At 60.5% G+C, this 22,118-nt stretch carries 24 protein-coding genes; 10 read left to right on the top strand and 14 right to left on the bottom strand.

The annotated features are described in order from the left end of the window. Positions 1-62: 62 nt before the first annotated feature. Together ACTJKQ_RS04035 and ACTJKQ_RS04030 are read right to left on the bottom strand one after the other, a co-directional pair. Positions 63-389, bottom strand: a complete 327-nt coding sequence (locus ACTJKQ_RS04035) for a hypothetical protein (protein WP_440596083.1) — start codon at positions 387-389, stop codon at positions 63-65. Then, positions 386-892, bottom strand: coding sequence for an HAD domain-containing protein (locus ACTJKQ_RS04030; RefSeq protein WP_440596082.1), 507 nt, complete (start codon positions 890-892; stop codon positions 386-388). The genes ACTJKQ_RS04035 and ACTJKQ_RS04030 overlap by 4 nt, the downstream gene beginning before the upstream one ends. A 430-nt stretch (positions 893-1,322) precedes the next feature. On the opposite strand from ACTJKQ_RS04030, the gene ACTJKQ_RS04025 reads away from it, so the two are divergent. After that, complete coding sequence (locus ACTJKQ_RS04025) at positions 1,323-2,120, top strand: SDR family NAD(P)-dependent oxidoreductase (RefSeq protein WP_440596081.1); 798 nt, start codon at positions 1,323-1,325, stop codon at positions 2,118-2,120. A gap of 75 nt (positions 2,121-2,195) precedes the next feature. Here the strand turns inward: ACTJKQ_RS04025 and ACTJKQ_RS04020 are convergent, their stop codons facing one another. The 4 genes from ACTJKQ_RS04020 to ACTJKQ_RS04005 are packed head-to-tail and all read right to left on the bottom strand — an operon-like array spanning position 2,196 to position 5,871. Next, complete coding sequence (locus tag ACTJKQ_RS04020; RefSeq protein ID WP_440596158.1) at positions 2,196-3,572, bottom strand: MATE family efflux transporter; 1,377 nt, start codon at positions 3,570-3,572, stop codon at positions 2,196-2,198. 31 nt (positions 3,573-3,603) lie between these two features. Then, on the bottom strand, positions 3,604-4,107 hold the full coding sequence (locus tag ACTJKQ_RS04015) for a MaoC family dehydratase (protein ID WP_440596080.1): 504 nt from the start codon (positions 4,105-4,107) through the stop codon (positions 3,604-3,606). A 32-nt stretch (positions 4,108-4,139) separates the two neighbouring features. Beyond that, a complete protein-coding gene (locus tag ACTJKQ_RS04010) occupies positions 4,140-5,402 on the bottom strand; it encodes an MFS transporter (protein WP_440596079.1) in 1,263 nt (420 codons plus the stop codon). Continuing rightward, a complete protein-coding gene (locus ACTJKQ_RS04005) occupies positions 5,392-5,871 on the bottom strand; it encodes a MarR family winged helix-turn-helix transcriptional regulator (RefSeq protein ID WP_440596078.1) in 480 nt (159 codons plus the stop codon). The genes ACTJKQ_RS04010 and ACTJKQ_RS04005 overlap by 11 nt, the downstream gene beginning before the upstream one ends. A gap of 73 nt (positions 5,872-5,944) precedes the next feature. Here ACTJKQ_RS04005 and ACTJKQ_RS04000 point away from each other — a divergent pair, with 73 nt between their 5' ends. Next, a complete protein-coding gene (locus ACTJKQ_RS04000; RefSeq protein ID WP_440596077.1) occupies positions 5,945-6,496 on the top strand; it encodes a PaaI family thioesterase in 552 nt (183 codons plus the stop codon). After that, a complete protein-coding gene (gene gloA, locus ACTJKQ_RS03995; protein ID WP_260667293.1) occupies positions 6,493-6,906 on the top strand; it encodes a lactoylglutathione lyase in 414 nt (137 codons plus the stop codon). The genes ACTJKQ_RS04000 and gloA overlap by 4 nt, the downstream gene beginning before the upstream one ends. A gap of 110 nt (positions 6,907-7,016) precedes the next feature. On the opposite strand, the gene ACTJKQ_RS03990 is transcribed toward gloA, so the two are convergent. Then, positions 7,017-7,541, bottom strand: a complete 525-nt coding sequence (locus ACTJKQ_RS03990) for an OmpA family protein (protein WP_440596076.1) — start codon at positions 7,539-7,541, stop codon at positions 7,017-7,019. Between the two features lie 107 nt (positions 7,542-7,648). Between ACTJKQ_RS03990 and ACTJKQ_RS03985 the strand changes: the two genes are divergently transcribed. Together ACTJKQ_RS03985 and ACTJKQ_RS03980 are read left to right on the top strand one after the other, a co-directional pair. Further along, a complete protein-coding gene (locus tag ACTJKQ_RS03985; RefSeq protein ID WP_099730270.1) occupies positions 7,649-8,242 on the top strand; it encodes a gamma-glutamylcyclotransferase in 594 nt (197 codons plus the stop codon). A gap of 99 nt (positions 8,243-8,341) precedes the next feature. Beyond that, on the top strand, positions 8,342-8,866 hold the full coding sequence (locus ACTJKQ_RS03980) for a superoxide dismutase family protein (protein WP_056062780.1): 525 nt from the start codon (positions 8,342-8,344) through the stop codon (positions 8,864-8,866). Between the two features lie 23 nt (positions 8,867-8,889). Here the strand turns inward: ACTJKQ_RS03980 and ACTJKQ_RS03975 are convergent, their stop codons facing one another. Together ACTJKQ_RS03975 and ACTJKQ_RS03970 are read right to left on the bottom strand one after the other, a co-directional pair. Continuing rightward, the gene (locus tag ACTJKQ_RS03975; protein WP_440596075.1) at positions 8,890-9,453 is read right to left on the bottom strand and encodes a nucleotidyltransferase family protein; all 564 of its coding nucleotides are present in this window, start codon (positions 9,451-9,453) and stop codon (positions 8,890-8,892) included. Positions 9,454-9,540: 87 nt separating this feature from the next. Beyond that, positions 9,541-10,440 (bottom strand): LysR family transcriptional regulator, encoded by a 900-nt coding sequence (locus ACTJKQ_RS03970; protein ID WP_440596074.1) that lies wholly within the window; start codon positions 10,438-10,440, stop codon positions 9,541-9,543. Positions 10,441-10,559: 119 nt separating this feature from the next. Between ACTJKQ_RS03970 and ACTJKQ_RS03965 the strand changes: the two genes are divergently transcribed. The 3 genes from ACTJKQ_RS03965 (at position 10,560) to ACTJKQ_RS03955 (ending at position 13,061) form a co-directional block, all read left to right on the top strand. Then, a complete protein-coding gene (locus tag ACTJKQ_RS03965; protein ID WP_440596073.1) occupies positions 10,560-11,795 on the top strand; it encodes an alpha-hydroxy acid oxidase in 1,236 nt (411 codons plus the stop codon). Positions 11,796-12,405: 610 nt separating this feature from the next. Continuing rightward, a complete protein-coding gene (locus tag ACTJKQ_RS03960) occupies positions 12,406-12,819 on the top strand; it encodes a hypothetical protein (RefSeq protein ID WP_440596072.1) in 414 nt (137 codons plus the stop codon). Between the two features lie 32 nt (positions 12,820-12,851). Continuing rightward, positions 12,852-13,061 (top strand): hypothetical protein, encoded by a 210-nt coding sequence (locus tag ACTJKQ_RS03955; protein ID WP_440596071.1) that lies wholly within the window; start codon positions 12,852-12,854, stop codon positions 13,059-13,061. Between the two features lie 618 nt (positions 13,062-13,679). On the opposite strand, the gene drt3b is transcribed toward ACTJKQ_RS03955, so the two are convergent. From drt3b to ACTJKQ_RS03930, 5 genes are all read right to left on the bottom strand, one after another. Then, positions 13,680-15,719: an antiviral reverse transcriptase Drt3b gene (gene drt3b, locus ACTJKQ_RS03950; protein ID WP_440596070.1), complete on the bottom strand. Its 2,040-nt coding sequence runs from the start codon at positions 15,717-15,719 to the stop codon at positions 13,680-13,682. Next, on the bottom strand, positions 15,649-16,923 hold the full coding sequence (gene drt3a / locus ACTJKQ_RS03945) for an antiviral reverse transcriptase Drt3a (protein ID WP_440596069.1): 1,275 nt from the start codon (positions 16,921-16,923) through the stop codon (positions 15,649-15,651). The genes drt3b and drt3a overlap by 71 nt, the downstream gene beginning before the upstream one ends. A 499-nt stretch (positions 16,924-17,422) precedes the next feature. Next, complete coding sequence (locus ACTJKQ_RS03940; protein ID WP_440596068.1) at positions 17,423-19,705, bottom strand: molybdopterin cofactor-binding domain-containing protein; 2,283 nt, start codon at positions 19,703-19,705, stop codon at positions 17,423-17,425. A 15-nt stretch (positions 19,706-19,720) separates the two neighbouring features. Next, positions 19,721-20,182, bottom strand: a complete 462-nt coding sequence (locus tag ACTJKQ_RS03935; RefSeq protein WP_056744839.1) for a (2Fe-2S)-binding protein — start codon at positions 20,180-20,182, stop codon at positions 19,721-19,723. A 146-nt stretch (positions 20,183-20,328) separates the two neighbouring features. After that, positions 20,329-20,901, bottom strand: coding sequence for a TetR/AcrR family transcriptional regulator (locus ACTJKQ_RS03930; RefSeq protein ID WP_015014099.1), 573 nt, complete (start codon positions 20,899-20,901; stop codon positions 20,329-20,331). Between the two features lie 103 nt (positions 20,902-21,004). Between ACTJKQ_RS03930 and pdxH the strand changes: the two genes are divergently transcribed. Next, positions 21,005-21,646 carry a pyridoxamine 5'-phosphate oxidase gene (gene pdxH, locus ACTJKQ_RS03925; protein ID WP_209819643.1) on the top strand — a complete coding sequence of 214 codons (642 nt, stop codon included), beginning with the start codon at positions 21,005-21,007 and terminating at the stop codon, positions 21,644-21,646. Positions 21,647-21,690: 44 nt separating this feature from the next. Then, entirely contained in the window at positions 21,691-22,116 is a 426-nt protein-coding gene (locus ACTJKQ_RS03920; protein WP_440596067.1) for a DUF7684 family protein, read from the top strand. Positions 22,117-22,118: the final 2 nt, after the last annotated feature.

Below are 22,118 nucleotides of genomic sequence, written 5' to 3'. Positions count from 1 at the left end.
CGATGTTAGCCGATGCGGACTAAGGCTAGCCCTACACTTCCCTTCCCTCTGCGTCGCAGGCGTCATTCAGATATACCGGCGTCAGCCACCCGCCCCATACACCACGCGATTTCGGCCGTCGAGAGCCCCCACCCTTTCTGTTCCAGTGCCTCTTTGATACGCGATAAAAGCTCTTCCCGGGAGCGATTTGGGGGTTGCGTCATTTTTCTGTGGTAATAGGCTATGAGTTGAGTCACTAGGTCTGCGCAAATTTCGTAGCGTGTCATGCGCTCCTCGGCGGAGTAGCCGCTGACATAGTTCCCATCGATGAGACGGACTGAGATTTTTGGCTGTGCACCTGCCAGTGCAATAGGGTCAGATTGCCAAGGAAAATCGGACGGTATGGTCACGGTGCATCTCCAAATCGGGTGAGTTTCGCGACAAGTTCGGCTTTAGTATTGGAGTTACTAATACCTTCGCATTCATCGGTACGAACAAAATTTGAAAGGCCGTTTTCGTTCCAACCCTCGGGGTCATCGTCAAGCGCTAGCCATCGAGCAGGCTCACGCCGCGCCACATCCTCTAGCACCTGCATTCCCCGCGACATCTGCGTGAAATGGAGCTCATTCATACGACTATGGAAAGTTGCCCCGATTACTCGCGCACGCAGAGCGGATGGCAGGTACTTGGCAGTTCGCGAGTATCCGTAACGACGCACCCAAGAAGTGCTAAGCACAATCCTCACCGTCTGATACGGCGTTAGGAGTTCTTGCAACAGCGCGGCGTGTTGAAAGAGCTTGTATTCGGGAGGTGCAACAAGGTAGGGGCCGCGTCGGGGATGCCACCAACAATTCTCATGGTGAAGGACGCCGTCATAGTCAAGATAAAGGATGTGACCGCTTTTTCCGTTCATGCCGCCCCCTGGCGTGAGTAAGGGGTGAACTCTATTGAATTGACCGTCGGGCTCTGGGGTTCAATTTTGTTAGCACTGGATTTGAATGGTGTATTCATCTCCCCATTCCACCATCAAACAGATTATAAAACAACAGGTTCTAATCGATTGAAAATCGAAGCATTGAGAATCTTAAATGTATTCGGGAGTCTAAAGTCAGTGCCGCTTCTGCCGCGGTTACCAAAATTTCTTAGTAAACTTCAAAATTTTCCCTTGTCTTTTCCTAACGTGTTGTTATCAAAGGAATTTTTCGAAGTTGATGGAAGGCGACTGATTCGTTTCTAGTGCTGAATAACACATTGACTTCGAATGGCCACCGTTACTAATTTTCTGTGGGAGTGACATGCGCCGTCGGCGCTGCCTCTTGCTCAAGCCGCTACCATCACCGTCCATGAACCTTCCCACCCAAGCACCTTCTACATCGTCCATCCACTTCGGTCATCAGGGCCGCGTCTGCATCGTCACGGGTGGCGCCCAAGGCATTGGCGAGGCCTGTGTCCGCCGCTTTGCGGCCGAAGGCGCCAAGCCGGTGATCGTCGACGTGGACGATGCGCGTGGCCAGGCGCTGGCGCAGGAGCTGGGCGCGCTGTATGTGCGCTGCGATGTGGGCGATAAATCGCAGGTGGATGCACTGGTGGCCCAGACCCTGGCGGCCCATGGGCGCATCGACGTTTTGGTGAACAACGCGGGCATCTTTCGCGCGGCAGACTTTCTGGAGGTAACCGAGGCCGACTTTGACGCGGTGCTGCGGGTCAACCTCAAGGGCTCGTTCCTGGTCGGCCAGGCGGTGGCGCGGGCCATGGTGGTATCGGGAGGCGGTTCGATCGTGAACATGAGCTCGGTCAACGGTGTGCTGACCATTCCCAATATCTCCAGCTACAACGTGAGCAAAGGCGGCGTGAACCAGCTCACGCGGGTGATGGCGCTGGCATTGGCCGACAAGAACATCCGCGTGAACGCGGTGGCGCCGGGCACCATCGCCACCGAGCTGGCCGCCAAGGCCGTGCTGACCAGCGATGAGGCCAAGAACAAGATCATGAGCCGCACGCCCATGAAGCGGCTGGGCGAGCCGTCCGAGATTGCCGATGTGGTGGCCTGGCTGGTCAGCGATGCGGCCAGCTATGTGACCGGCGAAATTGTGACTGTGGACGGTGGGCGCATGACGCTCAACTACACCGTGCCGGTCTGACGCACTTCTGGCCACTCCTGTTTTGATAGCTGCCAGCGTATGATTCACTAGCGCTAGCAGCTGTTTTCATCACTTTCAGACCTGTGGCACGCGCTGCAGCAGCCGGCTGGTACTGCGCGGCCAGCCCACCGGACCGAACCAGGCGCCGCCAGCAATCGCCCAGGCGTTGACCAAGCCGTAAAGCACCAGCGCCGCCCCTTGTGCCGCAAACACGGCAGCCAGTCCACCGCCCCAGCGCAGCGCCAGCCAGCCGCCGGTGACGGCCACCGCCAGGCGAACGATGTTGCCGATCACCGGCCAGAGCAGGCGCCCTGCCCCTTGCGAGGCAAAGTACAGCACCAGGCCCAGGCCGAAGAAGCCGTACACGGGGCCGACGGTGCGCAGATACAGCGCACCCGCTTCCAGCATGGCGGGGTCGCTGTTGAACAGGGACAGCCACGCGTTGGGAAAGGCTGCCGCCCACAGGCCAATCGCCTCGGCCATCACAAACGCCATGGCCGCGCCAATCCAGGTGGCGCGCAAGGCGCGCTCGCGCTGGCCAGCGCCGATGCATGTGCCGACCATGGCCACCAGCGGCGCGCCCAGGCCAAACACCAACGGAACCAGCAGGTATTCCAGCCGCGATGCGGTGCCGTAGCCCGCGATGGCCGCTGTGCCAAAACCACCCACCAATGCGGTCGTGACGCCAATCGCCAGATTGGTGGCGACGGTAGACACCGTGCCCACCAGACCCACCCGCAGGATGTCTTTGAACAGCACCCAACGAAACCGGATGTGCGCCAGCGACGGCCGCAGCAGGCTGCGCGGCGACCACAGGTATGCGGCCAGCACTGCGCTGCCGATCAGGTAATACGCCATCAGCGCAATGGCGCCACCGGCAATGCCCAGGCCCGGCATGGGGCCCCAGCCAAAGATGAACAGTGGCGAAAGCGGCACCAGTACAAACGCGCCCAGCACCGTGACGTAGGCTGGCACGGCCATGTTGCCCGTGCCCCGGATCACGGCCGACAGCGTGTTGAACAGCCACACCAGAAACGCCCCCGCAAAGACCCAGTTGGAATAGACCAATGCCGCATTCAGCGCGCCGCCCGTGCCACCCATGCGGGTGTAGAGCCAGCGCCCTCCTCCCACCACGCCAACGGTAAAGAGCAGCGAAAACACCGCCGCAATGGCCAGCGCATGCAGTACCAGCGCGTCGGCATCGTCCCGCCGCCTTGCGCCCAGGGCGCGTGCAATGGCCGAAGCAATGCCGCCGCCCATGGCGCCCGCCGAGGTCATCTGCATCAGCATGACGACCGGAAACACCAGCGCCATGCCGGCCAGTGCATCGGTGCCCAGCTGGCCGACAAAATAGGTCTCGATCAGCCCGACGCCCGCCTGCGCCAGCATCACCAGCACGTTGGGCGCGGCCAGCCGCAGCAAGGTGGGCGCAATGGGCGCCTCCAGCAGCATGCGGGTGCGCGGGTTCAGGGCCTCAGTCACATCAGGCCCCTGCCCCACCGGCTGCAGGCCGGCGTGGCACCACGATGCGCACGGTAGACAACTGAAGCACATCGCCGTGCTGGTTGCGGGTTTCGCTGCGCACCGTGACCATGCCCCGGTCGGGCTTGGACTTGGAGGGCTGGATCTGCACCACCTCGCTCACCACATGCAGCACATCGGTGGCGCGTGTGGGCCGGGGCCAGCTCAGTTCGCCCCCCGCACCGATGATGCCGCCCGCAATCGGCAGCCCACTGGTCACTTGCAGACGCATGGTCACGGCCGCCGTGTGCCAGCCGCTGGCGGCCAGACCGCCAAACAGCGTCTCGCGCGCAGCGGCGTCGTCCAGGTGAAAGGGCTGCGGGTCGAACTGCGCGGCAAAGGTGGTGATCTGCGCTTCGTCCATGGCGTGTTCGCCGCTTTGGAACTGGTCGCCGACAGACAGGTCGTCCAGGTAGATCGGGGAAGTGGGGGCTGTCGAAACGTTGCTGGCGGGGGGCTGCGTCATGTCGATGGCTTTCGTGGAGAGAAGGTAGTTAGTCAGGCCGCCGTGGCGGCGGGGCGCGCCACGCGCGCTTCTCGGATCGGCAGGTTGACCAGCGCTGCGCCTACGGCCAGCACGATGTCGATGTACCAGACCCAGTCATAGCTGCCGGTGGCCTGGAACACGCTGCCGCCCAGGTAGGCACCCAGGAATCCGCCAATCTGGTGCGACAGCATCACGATGCCGAACAGCATTGCCATGTTGGCCGTGCCAAACATCTTGGCGACCAGTCCGGCCGTGGGTGGTACGGTGGACAAGAAGGTGATGCCCATGACGGCGGCGAAGACCAGCACCACGGCCGGCGTCTTGGGAGCAAACAGGAAAATCAGCACCGCAAGACCTCGCGTGGCGTACAGCAGCGACAGCAGCGACTTCATGCGCCAGCGCCCTACCGCCCACCCCATGGCCAGGCTGCCCACAATGTTGAACAGCCCGATCACCGCCAGCGACCAGCCCCCTACTTCGGGCGCCAACCCGCACGCTGCGATCACGCCGGGCAAGTGCGTGGCCAGGAACGCCACGTGAAAGCCGCACACCAGAAAGCCTGCCGCCAGATACCGGTAGCTCGGTGTGGCCAGGGCCTGGGCAATGGCCTCGCGCGCGGTCAATGCCTTCTGGCCGGATACCGCTGCAGCCTGTGCCGCCAGCGCGTTGGAGTTGCCCTTGAGCACCCACACCGCCGGCAGCGCCAGCAGCACCAGCACGCCCAGCCACTGCATCGCACTGGCCCAGCCCACGGCGGCGGTCAGGCTGATGGCGATGGGCGCCATCAAAAACTGTCCGAACGAGCCGCCCGCGTTGACGATGCCGCTGGCCAGCCCGCGCTTTTGAACAGGCACCAGCCGGGCAGTGGCCGCCATCAGCACAGACGGCCCAGCCATGCCTGCGCCGCCTGCGGCCAACACGCCAATCGCAAAAATCAACCCGGCCGTGGTGGTCATATACGGCGTGATGAAGGTGCCCAGCGCCACCAGCGCCACACCGATCAGGATCACACGACCCGTGCCGATGCGGTCGGCCGCAGCCCCGGCAAACGGCTGGGTCAGCCCCCACCACAGTTGGCCAAACGCAAACGCCAGGCTGATGCTGCCGATGCCCAGGCCCGTGGAGGTGTTGAGTGCGGACAGGAACAGGCCCATGGTCTGGCGCGTGCCCATGGTCAGTGCAAAGGCGCCTGCGGCCGCCAGCAGCACCAGCCACAGGGCCAGCGGTGCGGCGGGCTTGGTTGCCGTCGCCTGCGGGGTGTGGTTATTCGTCATGCGCAGTCTCCTGCACTGGCATTGCAGCCAGCAGATCGAGCGAGTCGTCCACCAACGCGTGCAAGGCCATCACGCGTTCCACGCCCAGTGCCTCGTTCAGCGCCAGTTGTGCGGCCTTCCAGTGGCGTTGCGCTTCCGCGCGCTTGTCGCGGCCTGCGTCGGTGATGTGCACCAGGCGGCTGCGTGCGTCCGTACCCGCCTTCAGCGTGACCCAGCCCGCATCCACCAACGGGCGCAGGTTGCGGGTCAGCGTGGACGCATCCATCTTCATCTCCGTGGCCAGATCACCGGGGCGAATCGGGCCCAGCTTGAGCACATGCGACAGCAGCGAGTACTGCGTGGTCTTGAGTCCGCATTTCGCCATTTCGGCGTCGTAGTGGTTGGCCACGCGGCGCATCAGCTGGCGCAGCTTGAAGTTGGTGCAGCCCTGCGGCAGCACAGGGGCCAGGGTGGATGGGTTGGCTTGCATGGATTTGATTGTATCTGCAATAATTGCATATGCAACTCATGCATTTCAACCACGCCACCAACCAGGACAACCCATGACACAGCAAAACCACCTTGAACACTGGCTGGCACAGGAGCGCGACATCCTGGCCACGCTGGATGCAGGCCCCGGCCCGGGAGTGGCCCGCCGCGAGCAGATCGCCCACCTGAACGGCCTGCAGCAGATGCAGGCCATGCTGCGCGGCGAGCTGCCCTACGCGGCCATTGCCAAGACGCTGGACTTCCTGATCGTGGAAGTGGGCGAAGGCACGGCCATCTTCCAGGGAACACCCCGCGCAGAGCACCTGAACCCCATGGGCACGGTGCATGGCGGCTGGTTTGCCACCTTGCTCGACTCCGCCCTGGGCTGCTCCATCCACACGCACATGGAGCCCGGGCGCGGATATACCACGGCCGAGCTGGGCATCAACCTGGTCAAGGCCATCACGCCCAAGGTACAGCGCGTGCGCGCCGAGGGCCGGGTGATCCACAGCGGGCGCCAGCTGGCCACGGCCGAGGCGCGCCTGGTGGGGCCGGACGGCACGCTGTATGCCCACGCCACCACCACCTGCCTGGTTTTCGATCTGCCTGCACAATCGAAGGGATGAAATTCCTCCACACGATGCTGCGCGTTGGCAACCTTCAACGCTCGATTGATTTCTACACCCAGGTGCTGGGTATGCAACTGCTGCGCCAGTCCGAGAACCCCGAGTACAAATACTCGCTGGCCTTTTTGGGCTTCGAGGGCGGCAACCCCAGCCAGGCCGAGATCGAGTTGACCTACAACTGGGGCGTGGAAAGCTACGACATGGGCACGGCCTACGGCCACATCGCGCTGGGCGTGCCCGATGCGTATGCCGCGTGCGAAAAGATCAAGGCCTCGGGCGGCAACGTGACGCGCGAAGCAGGTCCGGTCAAGGGCGGCACCACGGTGATCGCGTTTGTGACCGACCCCGATGGCTACAAGATCGAGTTGATCCAGCGCGCCGAAGGCGCAGGCGGCCAGGGTCTGCGGTGATATTTACTATCAAATAGATAGCTGCTGGCGCATATTCCACTAGCGCATGCGGCCATTTGGCCAAAAAAACCCGGCAGCGCCGGGTTTTTTGTTGGAGAAGCAGGCGGCGCTTACAGGGCACCCAGCGTCACTTCCACACGGCGGGCTTCGGCGTTGCTGCCGGTCGCGGTGGTTTCTTCGGGCTTCTTCAGCTCCACCTTGGCTTCGGCCACGCCCAGGGCCTTGAGCGCTTCGGCCACGGCCATTGCGCGCTGCTTGGCCAGTTCTGCATTCAGTGCGGCGTCGCCCGTGGCATCGTGGAAGCCGGAAATGACGGCCTTCTTGCCCTCAGCCACACCCTTGACCACGTCGGCCAGGGCTTCGTTGGCACCTGCGGCCAGTTCGGCCTTGGCGGTGGCAAAGTAGAACTTCACCACGCCGTTTTCCACGCGCACGCTGGCAATATCTTCTTCCACGGCTACGGCGGGTGCTGCGGGCGTGTTGCTGGCTGCAACGGCGGCAGGCCGGACCGGTGCTTTGGCGCCCAGACGCTTGACCACCACGGTGCCCACCACTACGGAGATCACCAACGCAATAAGTGCAAACAGAAAACCGAGGGCAAAACGTTGTTGGCTATCGTCGTCAGAGCTGGACATGGAAGATCCCTGTAGTGATGAATAAAGTGGTTGGGCGGCCAATGCAGGCGTTGCGAAAACAAGGCCCCGGCCGCTTGCAGCAAAGCTTTCGATTGTAGAGTGAAGGCATGACGAATCTGCCCGCCCCACTGCGAGACCCGGCGCCGATGCTGGAGCGTGCCCTCCAGGAATGGGGTGGCCATCAGGACCTGTGGATTTTTGGCTATGGGTCGCTCATCTGGCGGCCGGATTTTGACTATGCCGAGCGGCGCCCGGCCAAGGTCCACGGCTGGCACCGGGCGCTCAAGATGTGGAGCCGTATCAATCGCGGCACGCCCGAGTGTCCGGGGCTGGTGTTCGGCATGCTGTCGGGCGGAAGCTGCCGGGGCATGGTGTTCCGCGTGGACAAGGTGCATGCGCGGCAGGTGATGATCAACCTGTGGCAACGCGAGATGGTCACCGCTGTCTACGACCCGCGCTGGCTGGTGTGCCACACGCCCCATGGCCCGGTGCGGGCGCTGGCCTTTACCCTGTCGCGCAAAAGTCCCAATCACACGGGCGAGCTGCCCGACCACGAATACTGCCGCATTTTCGAGCAGGCCTGTGGACGCTACGGCACCACCCGCGACTACGCCCAGGCCACCTATGACGAGTTGCGCAAGCACGGCATTCACGACAGGGCTTTGGCTCGGTTAATCGCGTTGGCCCAAAAAGAGGCATAGTGCACATTTTTCTGGACTCTTGCGTGGTGGCTTGCCAGACTGCGCCTTTGTATCGGGTTCAATCCCGCGTTCATTCATTCGCACCGAGGAGTTTGAGTCATGAAGATTCGTTTTGCTTTTGCCCTGTCTTCCCTGGCTGTTGTGGCGCTGGCGGGCTGTGCCTCCCACCTGTCTGGCAACCGCGCTACCGCCAAGCTGGAGCCCACCCGGGGCAACACAGCCACTGGTACGGTGACGTTTGTACAGACCGGCGATGGTGTGCAGGTGTCGGGTGAAATTCGTGGACTCAAACCTGACGCAGAACACGGCTTTCATGTGCATGAAAAGGGCGACTGCTCGAGCGGCGACGGCATGAGCACCGGTGGACATTTCAACCCCACGGCCAAACCGCACGGATCCCACGGCGCGGGAGAACACCACACCGGTGATCTGCCCAGCCTCAAGGCCGACAAATACGGCGTCGCCGCATTCAGCTTTGTGTCGCGGTCCATCAGCGTGGGCGGCCCCACCACCGACATCGTCGGCAAGGGCCTGATCGTTCACCGCGACCCCGACGACTACAAGACCCAACCCACCGGCAACGCAGGCCCGCGCCTGGCTTGCGCGGTGATTGCTTCCAAATAAAGCGGAAGCGGCCTTAGCCGCTGCTACTCGCGCGCCGCCAGCAACTGCGCGGCGCGTTCCAGGTCTTGCACGGTGTCTATGTCGGTCACCGTGCCCTCGTCATCCACCTCCACCTGCCGTACCCCGCCCTGCTGCGCCTGCGTGCGCACCACGCTGGCGGCGCCCTGCTCGCCAGTCAGTGCCCGCAGGCTGGACAAGCATGCGGCCGCAAACCCCACCGGGTGACCGCGCGTGCCCTGGTACAGCGGCGTGACCACGGCGCAGTCCGGGTCCGCCAGCGCGGCGGCGATGGTGCGCAAGGTGTCGGGACGGATCAGCGGCAAATCCCCCGGCAACACCAGCCAACCGGGCGCCTGGGTCGTGGCGCGCACAGCTGCGGCGATCGAATCCCCCATGCCGGGGTGGCCTGCGTCTTCGAGGTGCCAGGGCAGGCCGCTGGCGCGCACGGCATCGAGGGTGTGTTCCAGCACGGTCTTTGCTCCCAGGGGCGCGCGCAGCTTGTGCACCGCACCGCCGGACGCGGCAAAACGCTCTCCCCGGCCCGAGGCCAGCACCAGAACGACGGGGAGCAAAGGCGATACGAGCATGGGGTTCCGCTTGAACAGGTTGCTGGGCCATCAACTGTGGCGTGCAGCGGGCGCGATTCTAGTGCTGCGATGCCGGGCCAGCAGTCTTCAGAACGCGCCACTCGCCACCGTGAAATCCGCATGCTGCGCTGCCAGCCCGTGCAGCATGCTCACCAGCGGCCGCAGGTCATCACGCCGACTGTGCAACGCATAGCCGAGCGACCCCAGCGGCACAGGGCTTGGCAACACCTGCAACACATCCCTGGCGCGCAGGGCTTGCGCCCAGCCCTCGGGCAGCACGCCAATGCCGCTGCCCTGTGCGAGCAAGCCCACGATGGCGCCCCAGTGGTTGCACACCAGTCGGCGCGCGGGGCGTGCATCGGCCTGCCGCAGCCAGTCGTCGATGAGGTGGGTCACCCCCGAGCCTTGCGGCAGCGTTACCAGCGGTTGCGACTGCATCGCATCGGCATCCATCTGGCGCAGGCCGTGCGCCACGCCAGGGCCAGCGCACCAGGCAAAGCGCGCATGCGCCAGCGGCACCGAGGTCAGCGCACTGCGGCTGGCGGGGCCGGCGATCACGGCCACATCCAGCTCGCCCTTGTCCAACCGCTCTGCCAGGGCAGCGCCCACATCCACGTGCACCGACACCTCCAGTGCCGGGTGCGCCGCCGCCAGGGCTTCCACCAGGCGCGGCAGCCAGGTGATCGCCGTCAGCTCGCCCACCCCCAGGCGGCAGGGGCCGCGCAGGCCGGTGGTGCTACCCATGTCCTGCTGCAAACGGTCTGCCTGCTGCAGCAACGCGCCCGCCAGGGGCAGCAGTCGCGTGCCCGACTCCGTCAAAGCCGCGCGGTGCCCGGCGCGGTCAAAGAGCACCTGACCCAGCGATGCCTCCAGTTCGGCGATCCGCTTAGACAGGGACGACACCGACAAGTGCACCCGCTCGGCCGCCATGGCAAAACTGCTGCAGGTGGCGGCCCAGTAGAAGGCTTCGAGCTGCTTGAGGGTCATGTTGTGAATATATTTTCAATTTGGCGAACAAATCATTCGCAATAAATTCGCTTTCTTGATTATTGTGGTTTCAGGACACTGCTTTCCAGCCCTCGTTTGCTCTTGCCTGGAATCACGCCATGTCCACCCGCTCCACCACGCCCCAACAGCCCGCCACCAACGCCTGGGGCGCTTTCAACGGCACGCGCCGGAGCGGCCGCACGGCCGATCTGCTGTCGCTGGACGACTTTGAAGCCGCCGCCCGCCGCGTGCTGCCACGCCCCATCTTTGGCTACGTGGCCGGCGCGGCCGAGGACAACTTGGCATTGGACGACAACCGCCAGGCGTTCCGCGAGATCGCACTCGTTCCCCGCGTGCTGCGCAACGTGGCTGAGCGTGATCAGGGCGTGACCCTGTTCGGCCAGCGCTACGCCAGCCCCTTCGGGATCGCGCCCATGGGTATCGCGGCGCTATCGGCCTACCGGGGCGACATCGTGCTGGCCCGTGCGGCGGCAGCGGCGGGCATTCCGGCCGTGCAAAGCGGCAGTTCCCTCATCCGGCTGGAAGAAGTGATGGCCGCCGCCCCCGGCACTTGGTTCCAGGCCTACCTGCCCGGCACCCCCGAGCGCATCGACGCCTTGCTGTGGCGCGTGATTGCGGCAGGCGTACAGACCCTCGTAGTGACGGTGGACATCCCCGTGGCGGGCAACCGCGAGAACAACATCCGCGCGGGCTTCTCCACCCCGCTGCGCCCCAGCCTTCGCCTGGCGTGGGACGGCATGGTGCGCCCGCGCTGGCTGGCAGGCACACTGCTGCGCACGCTGGCACACCACGGCATGCCGCATTTTGAAAACTCGTTTGCCGAGCGCGGCGCGCCCATCCTGTCTTCACGTGTACAGCGCGACTTTGCCGCGCGTGACCACTTTGACTGGAGCCACATCGCCCACATCCGCCGCCAGTGGCGCGGCCCGCTGGTCGTCAAGGGCATCCTCAGCCCGCAGGATGCCGCCCTCGCCCGCCAGCACGGGGTGGACGGGATCATCGTCAGCAACCACGGCGGTCGCCAGCTCGATGGCGCCGTGGCCCCGCTGCGAGTGCTGCCCGCCATTGCCGAGCAGGCTGGCAGCGGTATGACGGTGATGCTGGACGGCGGCATCCGCCGGGGCACCGACGTGATCAAGGCCCTGGCGCTGGGCGCGCAGGCAGTGTTTGTGGGGCGGCCCTTCAACTACGCAGCAGCAGTGGACGGCGAGGCAGGCGTTACAGCGGCCATCGATCTATTGCGCGCCGAGGTGGACCGCAATCTGGCAATGCTGGGCGCCACCTCCTGCGCAGCGCTGGGGCCAGAGCATCTCATGGACCGCCGAGCACCGTAGAGGACTGCGGCGCACGCTTCTTGGCGGGTGCCTGATCAAGCTGGGGAGCAAAGTGCAATCAGCCCAGTTTGAAATGAAGTGATGGCAGCGCCGCCGACGCTCCCCTGTCGATCACTTCAATATTGATAGCTGTCAGCGCTTACCTGGAAAGCGCTAATGGCACTTTTCTTTCAATAGGGTTGGTCTGCAGCGCCACGGACGGCCTCAGGCTGATTTCGAACTTTCACTCGACCACCATTAGCAGGCAGTTTTTGACCCGAACAGTCCCGTTTGCCGCGCACTATGGAACTGCCATGGGTGGCCCTTCAGTTAAAGTCCTCGCCCCGCGGGTGATTTTTGGCCGCTTCGTGCACCCCCGTGACTGGGTTTGAAAACAAAATCTGCGACTTTGGGTGGCACCAGGGATCCTCTGAACAAATCACCGCGCCGTGCGCATCTGCGGACTCGGGCGGTCTGCCGCGTTGCAAATGCTCGCAATAGCTACAGCTATTGCTGCGCTTTGCACCTTGCAGCCCATCCCGATCCACAGCGCACACTTACCGCTCGATTCATGCAGAGGATCCCCAGCTGATTCGGCCAAGCAAACTGCAACTCGCGGAGATAAAAAAATATGCTGTTAATCGATATTGCCGTCGAGCACACTTTGGTGTCCAAAAAGGATGGCGTTCGTCAGACTTTCTTGCTGCATCCTTTCACTGATACACAGCGCGATTCACTGGGCAAATTCGAGCTCGTCCGCGACGTCAGCCAGCCCGGACTCAAAGACGTGAAACGCTCCACCTTCGTATCGTTTCACCAATTGGCGGAGCTGTATGCAAAAGGCCTGCTCGAAGAATTCGGGTTTTCCGTTCGCATGTGTCCGGGTAAAGGCACCTACCCTGCCAAGCTTCCAGCCAAAAAGATACTGCCCACCAGCATCAAGCCAGGCTCTTCGTTCGATCTGGCAGTGCAAAAGGTGGATATTTCCAAACCGGCCACGCGCGAATTGAGAACAGCCTTGCTTCGCGCCAACGTCCAAATTTAAGCGTGACGGCGCTGATCGATACAGGAGCCACTGTGAGCCCAACCATTGCGCATGCTGAACTGATTGCCACATTCAAGCGGGCCGAGGCAGATGCCGCCCACAAGTTCGGACTGATCCAAGCGGCTGCGAATAAGGGCCCCAAGGCAATACAAGCCGCCACAGAAACAGCGGCAAAGGCGGCAAAACGCAGGGACTCTTTTGCGAAAAATCTGGGCGATCTGGGGGTGGACCTAAAGTATTGAACGCCGCCAAGCACATAGCGCAACACCCACCATTGGCGACCGCGCACAACAGGCGATGATCGTCAAAACAATCTCCGCAATCTAAAAACAGAATCGGCCACGGGTCCTGCCCCGATTTGCATGCTTTCCAAGCACGGCAATTGAAGCGTCTTCATTTTCCGGATTACAAAGATGTTGAGAGAGGTCGGATACCGCTATAGGCTGATCTGAGTCGTTCGTTTCGTTCGCTTGAGACGCGGCTTTCGTGGACAACCGTCATTCGATGCCGACACAATCGAGCGGCAGCTTTGCCCCTCGATTCTTTCCCATCAATTCAGCGTTGGCATGAAGCCATCAGGCGACCTGCAATCGACACACAGTGACGATCTTCTAATCGGCCAAAACATGCATCCAAACTTGCGCTGATGCCTGCGTGGCTAGCCAAGGGTGAAGAATGAGTGGCCCCTGAGTGTGTGGATGACAAGTCACCGCTCAAGCGTCTAAGCGTCCACGCCCCCATTGCTGGCAGACACGTGCGACCAGACGCAGAAAAGCCTCTTTTTAGGGAGGCCCATTGCGACCAACGGTTGCCCATTGATCGAGGAGAGGCCATCTCACTCTTCGACATATATGGTAACACTAGTACGCCTGCTTCAACTCCTTTTTCTCCAATGAGTTAAGTAAATCAACATCTTGCCAATCAACCTGCCAGTGCCCATCACACACGACTGCTAAAAATGCATTGATATCTGCATTGCTTGGCTGGGTTTTCTGCAATACCGAATAAATTGACTTCAACCACAGAGATTTATTGGTATTCGGAACAAACGGGCAGCTCAATAAGTCAAGCAGAAGATAAGCCTTTTCGCTATTCATTAGGATATCTGACATATCCCCTAGTCTCGATGTGGCGGAGCGAAGAATCTTCTTTCTGATTGCCTTGTACTGATCTTCATCTCGTATATAGAAAAGGCACGAGACAATCGTGAAGTAAGATAATCTCCGTTTTCCGATAAAAAGCTCATCCAATACCCGGGAGGGCAGAAGATGGTGATCTCCGAGCTCCCGAATTGCCAAAACAATATTCAAGTACTCCAGATTGACAAATCCGTCAACACCTTCGGCGTGCGGCTTCTCACATTGCTCGAGGAGTAGCGTTGATGCCAGCGTATACAGCTGGTGTGAGATGGTTTTCGCGTGAAGTGGGAGATGCTTTTCAGAAAATCGGAATATAAGAATTAGCGACGTACTGAATTTATATGAGGCGCCGACCGATGGAGCAACGCTATACAAGAAGAACAGCACATCCACCAAAACATCGATGGCGGCCAAGTAGTCATCCTGAACATCAACTTCGCAATTCGCCAGATCTCTGTTGACCAGCTTTTTAATCCGCTCGGCAACAACCGACATCAAGAAGGATGCGACCTCGTCATAGCTTGCAGAGTTCGCAGAGCAGAGGGCTTTTATTGAGTCGATATAACTCTTCGTGAGCTTCCACTTAGAAAATACCCGCTTAGGGGTCAGCGTTCCCGAAGCTGGTTCGTCCAGGAATTTCGATAAGAACTCATTCGTCTTAATGCCTGCCTCAAAAATCAACCTAGATTTGGTTGTTAGAAATGGTCGCTGGATAGTGGAGGACTTGGCTGTATTTGCGTGAAGATTAAATGAAATCAGCACATCAGCATAGATCTCATATACGTGCTGAGCAACATATTCGCTGGTCGCAAATATAAATACATCATCTACATATCTGCGAAAAACGTAATCATTGCCGAACTTCATGTTGGATAGTTTTGCAATGGCTCGGCGATCTATCTCTTGAAAGAGGATTTCGGCAAATATTCGGCTGGCTTCGGGGCCAATTGGAATGCCATTTGTCTCGTTATGGTTACCGTGTCGGATGGTTTGATCGAAGTCTTGCGCAAACGTGGATGAGACGGAGATGTTGGCTTTCGTGAATTCTTTGTCCTTAACTGACCACGAAAGACTGTGTGTATAAATGCTATCAAAGCATTTGGAGACATCTAGGGTCGTTAGTACGGAAAACTGCTTCTCAAGCGAGAAGTAGTCTCGCGAATTGAAGAACTTGTACAAACGGTCGTAACCAAAATACGAGAAGAACGAGGGCGTATGTTTGACGTACCGGTCAAGGCTTGCCAAAGTTATGGCATCCTTTTTATACTGATTAATGTTTTCCCAAGAGCTTTTGCTATAGAAACTTCCTGCCACTTTGCGAGGAGAACGAATTGAAGCAGGACTCTGTGCGCAATAGTGCAGGATTAATTGTTCGTACTTCTGGTAGAAGCACTTAAGCCGCCACTGCGAGAGTGGATGAAGAAGCGCCAACCGCCTAAACTCCTTAGAGTTTTTTCTTACCTTGTATAGGTACGGGTTTGTAGAATTAACCGCCTTAGGATGCCCCTCTCCCAGTACAAGAGCATCGACAATAGTTTTTTGAATGCCGCTTGCGGTGCCAATTGACGCAACATGATTGTACAGCCCGTCATTGGAAAAAATAATTGGAGTTTCAAAGGGCAGTGTTTCAGTAATGAGTACGCGGTTGTAGTCGCCGCGTTTGATTCTATTTTTCTTTTTCATCTCATCCTCAATTTTTCCAGCACTCTTGGATCTGTTTAAGTCTCGATCCGGAAAAATGCACAAAGCTTGCTTTGGCATGCCCTTCTGCAAAACTATTAGAAAGCAATTGTCTTTTTTGCATTCCGGTTAATTTTGCGGATGACAACGAGGCGATGCGCCCATTTTTTGAAAGAATCGCATTCCTCAAAAACTTATCAAGAGACGCAATTCCTTCCGCACCACTTGAGGCTAGAGGGTAGCTGTAAAATATTCCGGCAATCTTCTTTCCTCCGGCCTTTGCGTTGTAGACACTAAAGTTATTTGTGAGAAACTTAATTCTGTCCCTCAGCAAAAGCCAGTCCCCTGTATTTGAAAAATCAAGGAAAGATCTGGATATTCTTGTTTTAAATCGAGTTATCTTCTTCGCGGCAATGTCCACCGCCACTGAGCGATGTTGATCTCCCGGTTGCTTGCCCTTATTTTTATCCCGTACAGGCTCACTGATTCGAAATGAATAGCCGAGGTAGTCAAACTTAAATAGATGCACAGTCGCATCAGTCGGCTTTGTTGGGTTTACTCGATCTATTGCTTCCTCAATCTGTCTCTTTGCTGGATTTAAACGAAGCCCGGATGGGAGCATATTCTCAATCTGCCGGACAAATACTACTGCATCCTCCCTTGCTGAAGTAACGACGATGATGTCATCTACATACCTGGAAAAGAAGAACACATCATCATGCCCGCTCACTTTATGATCGAAGTCTCGCATCAAATACTCTGACAAAGCCGCACTCAATGCAAGTCCGCGAGGTAATCCAGTTCCGCCGAGCGCTGCATGGCACCCAAGTAAATCATGCAGCAATCTCTTGCTTAGAGGGCTGAGCACAGGAAGCTCGCCAACTTTCGCTATTACGTGAGAAACCTTGAAAGACTCGTAGAAGCTCTTCACGTCTAGGCGGTATACGCGAAATGGCACACCCTCCTCGATTAGCAGGCGCAGATTCGACACGATCTGTGCCCGCCCACGTGAAGCGGTTTTTGATGTTCTCTTGATGTTTGAGCAGAGTTGTCGAGCAACAAGTTCATCCCAGAGGCTGGGAAGCATGAAAACCTGCCGTCCATGCAGCGGAAAGCTCACCAGAGGATTCGCAGCTTTCGAGAACCCAGAAGCAGCAACTGCCAGAGCCTTGTTGAGCATGGTCTCGCGGAATGCCTCCAGCTCCTCAGAAGTTTTTATTCCAACAAAGTCTAATTTTTGAAAAACTCGCGCAAGTGTTTTCTTGTTAAAGGACTGGTCGTACACGCAACTCCCCCAGTTTTGTATGCGGCTCAATGTAACAAGATCCGCAGGGCAGTTCCAGGGGGCTGCCGGCTTAGACGATAGAAATGCCGTACAAGCAATCACGGCGCATGCTGCGCGTCCTGCGAGCGCGACATCAGGAGCGCCCGTTTCCTAGAGCCTCCAGTTCGGATAGGGTGGCATGAGGTCGCAGGGTAACGCCGACCCGAAACTGGTAGTGTTGTGGCTGCAGAACGTCGCGGAGGAGCCATTCGAGTTCGAACTCAATGCGCTGACCGGATGACCGCTCGACATAGGACAACGTAAGTACGACCGGCATAGATGAGAGCCTGCAATCGCTGCATTGCAGTCATTTCTCTGCCGCTTGAGCTAGGCCGAAAGCTGCGCGCCAAAACACAGCCAGAGCAATGCTATGGTGGACACCGAACTGAAGCAGATGGATGAGTCATAAAAAAGGCGCCGGGCTCTTCCAAACCCGGCGCTCTCATTCCAACTAGCTTTATCAAGCCAGCTTGAACGGCAGCTCGCGTGGCGTCTTGCCCGTGATCTGCGCGATGGCATTGGCAAACGCCGGTGCCAGCGGTGGCAGGCCCGGTTCGCCCATGCCCTTCGGTGGATCGGCGCTGGGCACGATGTGCACCGTCACCTGCGGCATGTCGGTGATGCGGGGCACGGCGTAGTCGCCGAAGTTGCTCTGCTCCACCACACCGTCTTTGAGCGTGATGGCTGCGCCGGGCAGGCAGGTGCCCAGGCCCATCAGCGCGGCGCCTTGTACCTGGGCTTCCACGCTTTTGGGGTTGACCACCAGGTTGCAATGCACGCCGGCCGTGATGCTGTGCAGCTTGGGCGTGCCGTCTTTGACGGAGGCCTCGACCACATACGCCACCACCGACTCGAACGACTCGTGCACCGCCACGCCCCAGGCACGGCCTGCGGCCAGCTTCTTCTTGCCGTAGCCCGACTGGGCGACGGCCAGCTGCAGCGCCGCCTTGTGGCGCGGGTGCTTGTCGCCCATCAGGGCCAGGCGGTAGGCCACGGGGTCCTGCTTGGTGGTGCGGGCCACTTCGTCGATCAGGGTCTCCATGGCGTAGGCCGTGTGGGTGGAGCCCACGCTGCGCCACCACAGCACCGGCACGTTCACATCCGGGTGGTGCACCGACAGCTTCATGGGTACGTCGTACGGCTCTTTCATGCCCTCGATGGCCGTGGCGTCAATGCCGTTCTTGATCATGAAGGCCTCGAACGGCGAGCCCTTGGTGATGGACTGGCCGACGATGGTGTGGTCCCACGCCAGGATCTTGCCCTTAGCGTCAAAGCCGATCTCGGCGCGGTGCACGTGCATGGGGCGGTAATAGCCGCCCTTGATGTCGTCTTCGCGGCTCCACAACGTACGCACGGGCGCGGTGATGCCGGCAGTGCGCGCGGCCTTGGCCACGCCGCAGGCCTCCACCACGTAGTCGCTGGTGGGGATGGCGCGGCGGCCAAAGCCGCCACCGGCCATCTGCGTGTTGACCTTCACGTTCTGTGGCTGCAGGCCCAGCGTCTTGGCGGCGGCCATAGCGTCCAGGCCAGGCATTTGGGTGCCCATCCAGAGTTCTGCCTTGTCCCCCTCCAGCTTCACGGTGCAGTTCAGCGGCTCCATGGGCGCGTGCGCCAGGTACGGGAAGACGAACTCGGCACTGATTTTGTGGGGTGCACCCGCCAGCGGCGCCATGTCGGCCTGCATGGCCACATTGCCTGGCTTGGCGGCCAGTTCGCGGTACTGCGCCAGCAGCGCAGTGGTGTCGGGCTTGGTGACCGCGCTGGTGTCCCATTCCACCTTGAGCGCGTCGCGGCCCTGTTTGGCAGGCCAGTAGCCGTCGGCGATGATGGCCACGCCCTCCCCGCCCCGGTCGGTGGGCACGCGCAGCACGGCCTTCACGCCCTTGATGGCTTTGGCGGCGCTGTCGTCCAGGGACTTCACCTTGGCGCCAAACACGGGCGGGCGGGCCACCACGGCCGTCAGCATGCCGGGCAGGCGCACGTCAATGCCGTAGTCCTGCTGGCCGCTCGACTTGGCCTTGGCATCCAGCCGCCCGGTGGGTTTGCCGATGAGACGGAATTGCTTGGGGTCCTTGAGTGCGACCTTTTCAGGCACGGGCTGCTTCATGGCGGCTTCTGCCAGCGCACCGTAGCCCAGCTTCTTGCCACCGGGGCCGACCACAAAGCCGTTGCTGGTGCGCAGGGCCGACGCGTCCACTCCCCACTGGGCGGCCGCCGCCGAAACCAGCATGGCCCGGGTGCGAGCGCCCAGCTCGCGGTACTGGGTATACGAGTTCTTGATGGAGTTGGAGCCGCCGGTGAGGTGCATTCCAAATGCGGGGTCGGCGTAGGCCGGGTTGGCGTCGCCGTGCACGCTGCGCACCTTGCTCCAGTCGGCATCCAGCTCCTCGGCCAGGATCATGGGCAGGCCGGTTTGCACGCCCTGGCCAAAGTCCAGGCGATTGATGGTGACGGTGACGGTGCCATCGGCATCGATGCGCACAAAGGCCGAGGGCTGTTCGTGCGGCTTGAGGCCAGAGGGGGCCGCAGCGGCTGCGCCCTGTGCAGCAGACACCAGGGGAAACGCGCCCAGCGCAAAGCCCGAGGCAGCCGACACCTTGAGGAAGGTGCGGCGAGCCACACCTTCCGATGCATCAAAAGCTCCTGAATTCATAGCGCCCTGCGCTTTATCCACTAACGCTTGGAGGTGTTTTGGCATGAAATGTTGTGCCTGGCCCTGCAGGGCATGGGGTTCAAAGTGCATGGTGGTCTCCTTCAATCAGGCCAGGGTCTTGGCAGCGTCGTGGATGGCGGCGCGGATGCGCACGTAGGTGCCGCAGCGGCACACGTTGCCGGCCATGGCAGCGTCGATGTCGGCGTCGGAGGGCTTCTTCTTGCCCTTGAGCAGCGCGGTGGCGCTCATGATCTGGCCGCTCTGGCAGTAGCCGCACTGGGCCACGTCGTGCTTGACCCAGGCGGCATGCACGGCCTTGCCCACCTTGTCGTCGGCGGCAATGGCTTCAATGGTGGTGATCTTCTGGCCTGCCGCCGCCGAGATGGGCGTGATGCAGGACCGCACCGGCGCGCCGTTCAGGTGCACGGTGCACGCACCGCACAGCGCCTGGCCGCAGCCAAACTTGGTGCCGGTCATGCCCAGCGTGTCGCGCAGGGCCCAGAGGATGGGAGTGGATTCGTCGGCATCCACGGCCGTGTCTTTGCCGTTGATATTGAGGGTGGGCATCGTGGGACTCCTTGGGATGAAGGTCAGCGCTCAAAAGCACAGCGCAATCGGTAGGGCGGCGCGGGCAGACATCAAGCCGCTTTGTTGTTTTAAGAGAATAACTATTCGATTAAACCGCAAAATTCGAGTTTCTGCAGCGGCACGATTTACGCCTTGATGGCGTCCCAGCACAGGCCAAACGCCATTTGGTGCACAGCCTCGTCATCGGGCAGCACCTGGGTGCGGATCAGGTTGCCGGTCTCCCGCACCGAGCCCACCAGGCTGGCCGTGAGCAGCGGAATGGGCACGGCCTTGAGGATCTCCTGCTGCTGGCCTTCTTCCATCAGCGCAAAAAAGCCCGCCATCAGCCGGGTCGAAAATTCGCGGTTGCCCTGGGTGAACCAGGGCGAGTTGTAGTACTGCTCCTGGAACACCACCTCGGCGTATTGGTCCAGCCGATGGCGCAGTAGGTTGCCCCAGGCGCGGCGCACCCTTGCGCGATAGGGCATGCCAGGTTCTATCCCGTCCATGATGCGCGCGGCCGTCACGGTCTTGGCATCCTGGTACAGCTGGCTGATCAGTTCGTCCTTGGACGGGTAGTACACGTACAGCGTGCTCGTGGCCACACCCGCTGCCCGGGCAATGTCGGCCAGGGTCAGGCCGCTCAAGCCGCGCTGGGCCACCAGTTCAAAGGTGGCCTGGGCAATGGCGCGCTGTTTCTCGTCGTCTTTGGGTTTCATCGGAACCAGGAATATAAACGAACATAAATTCGACCACTATCAAAACCCACTGCACAGGCCCTGGCGCAATGCCACATCGTACGGGGGATGCACAATCGTGGCCATGACCACGAACTCCATCGCCGACCTCCGCAAGAGCTACGAGCGCGCCGAACTCAACGAAGACGCCTCGCACGCTGCCCCCCTGCAGCAGTTTGACCAGTGGCTCAAGGAAGCCATCAGCGCCGAAGTGCCCGAGCCCAACGCCATGACACTGGCCACCGTGGGCAGCGACCTGCGACCCAGCACCCGCATCGTGCTCATCAAGGGCTATGACGAGCGCGGCATCGTCTGGTTTACTAACTACGACAGCCGCAAGGGCCGGCAGATTGCCGGCAACCCTTATGCCGCCCTGCAGTTCCACTGGGTGGAGCTGGAGCGTGTGGTGCGCATCGAAGGCGTGGTGGAGAAGGTCAGCGACGAGGAAAGCGACGAATACTTCCACAGCCGCCCGCTCGACTCCCGCATCGGCGCCTGGGCCAGTCCGCAAAGCCAGGTCATTTCAGGCCGCAGCGTGCTGGTGGCCAATGCGGCCAAGTACGGTGCGCAATTCATGCTGAAACCGCCCCGCCCGCCGCACTGGGGCGGCTACCGCCTCAAGCCCGACCAGTGGGAGTTCTGGCAGGGGCGCAAGAGCCGGCTGCATGACCGGCTGCGCTACCGGCTGGACGCGGGCGAATGGGTGCGGGAGCGGTTGGCGCCCTGAACACTGCTGGCCGCCCTGCGTGAGCCTTAGCGATGGGTAACCAAGTGGATTCCACATCCGAAGTCGTTTACCTGTGTCTCAACCCGGAGTCTGAGCTGCCCCAGCTTTCTCTGGGGAGCTTTCGCGCCATCGTCGTGATTGAGTCGGAAGTGTCTGCGCTCTGGCAGAACACTGTGAGCGACTGGCTGGTACGTTCAGGATGTCTACAAATGATGGCCTGGGGTCTTGGCAGCAGTTCCTGGGACGACTCTGTGGACTGGGCCAACATCAGCCAGTTTGATCATGGAGATATACCGGACGAGAGCTTTGTCCTGACCTCATGGCATGAGGATCAGTCGTTGCAAGAGGTCATGCATTTCTGCAAACACTTCGCAGACCATCCGTTTGCAGAGCTACGCTCAACGCTGCTTTTGCATATCGCGCACGAGCCGCGCGAAGAAGGAATTTGCAGGTTGTACAGCGATGCCTAGCC

This window comes from Acidovorax sp. 22279 (assembly GCF_052045435.1).
In the GTDB taxonomy this organism is placed as follows: Bacteria; Pseudomonadota; Gammaproteobacteria; order Burkholderiales; family Burkholderiaceae_C; genus Acidovorax; species Acidovorax delafieldii.
This window is presented reverse-complemented; position numbering and strand designations above follow the sequence as displayed.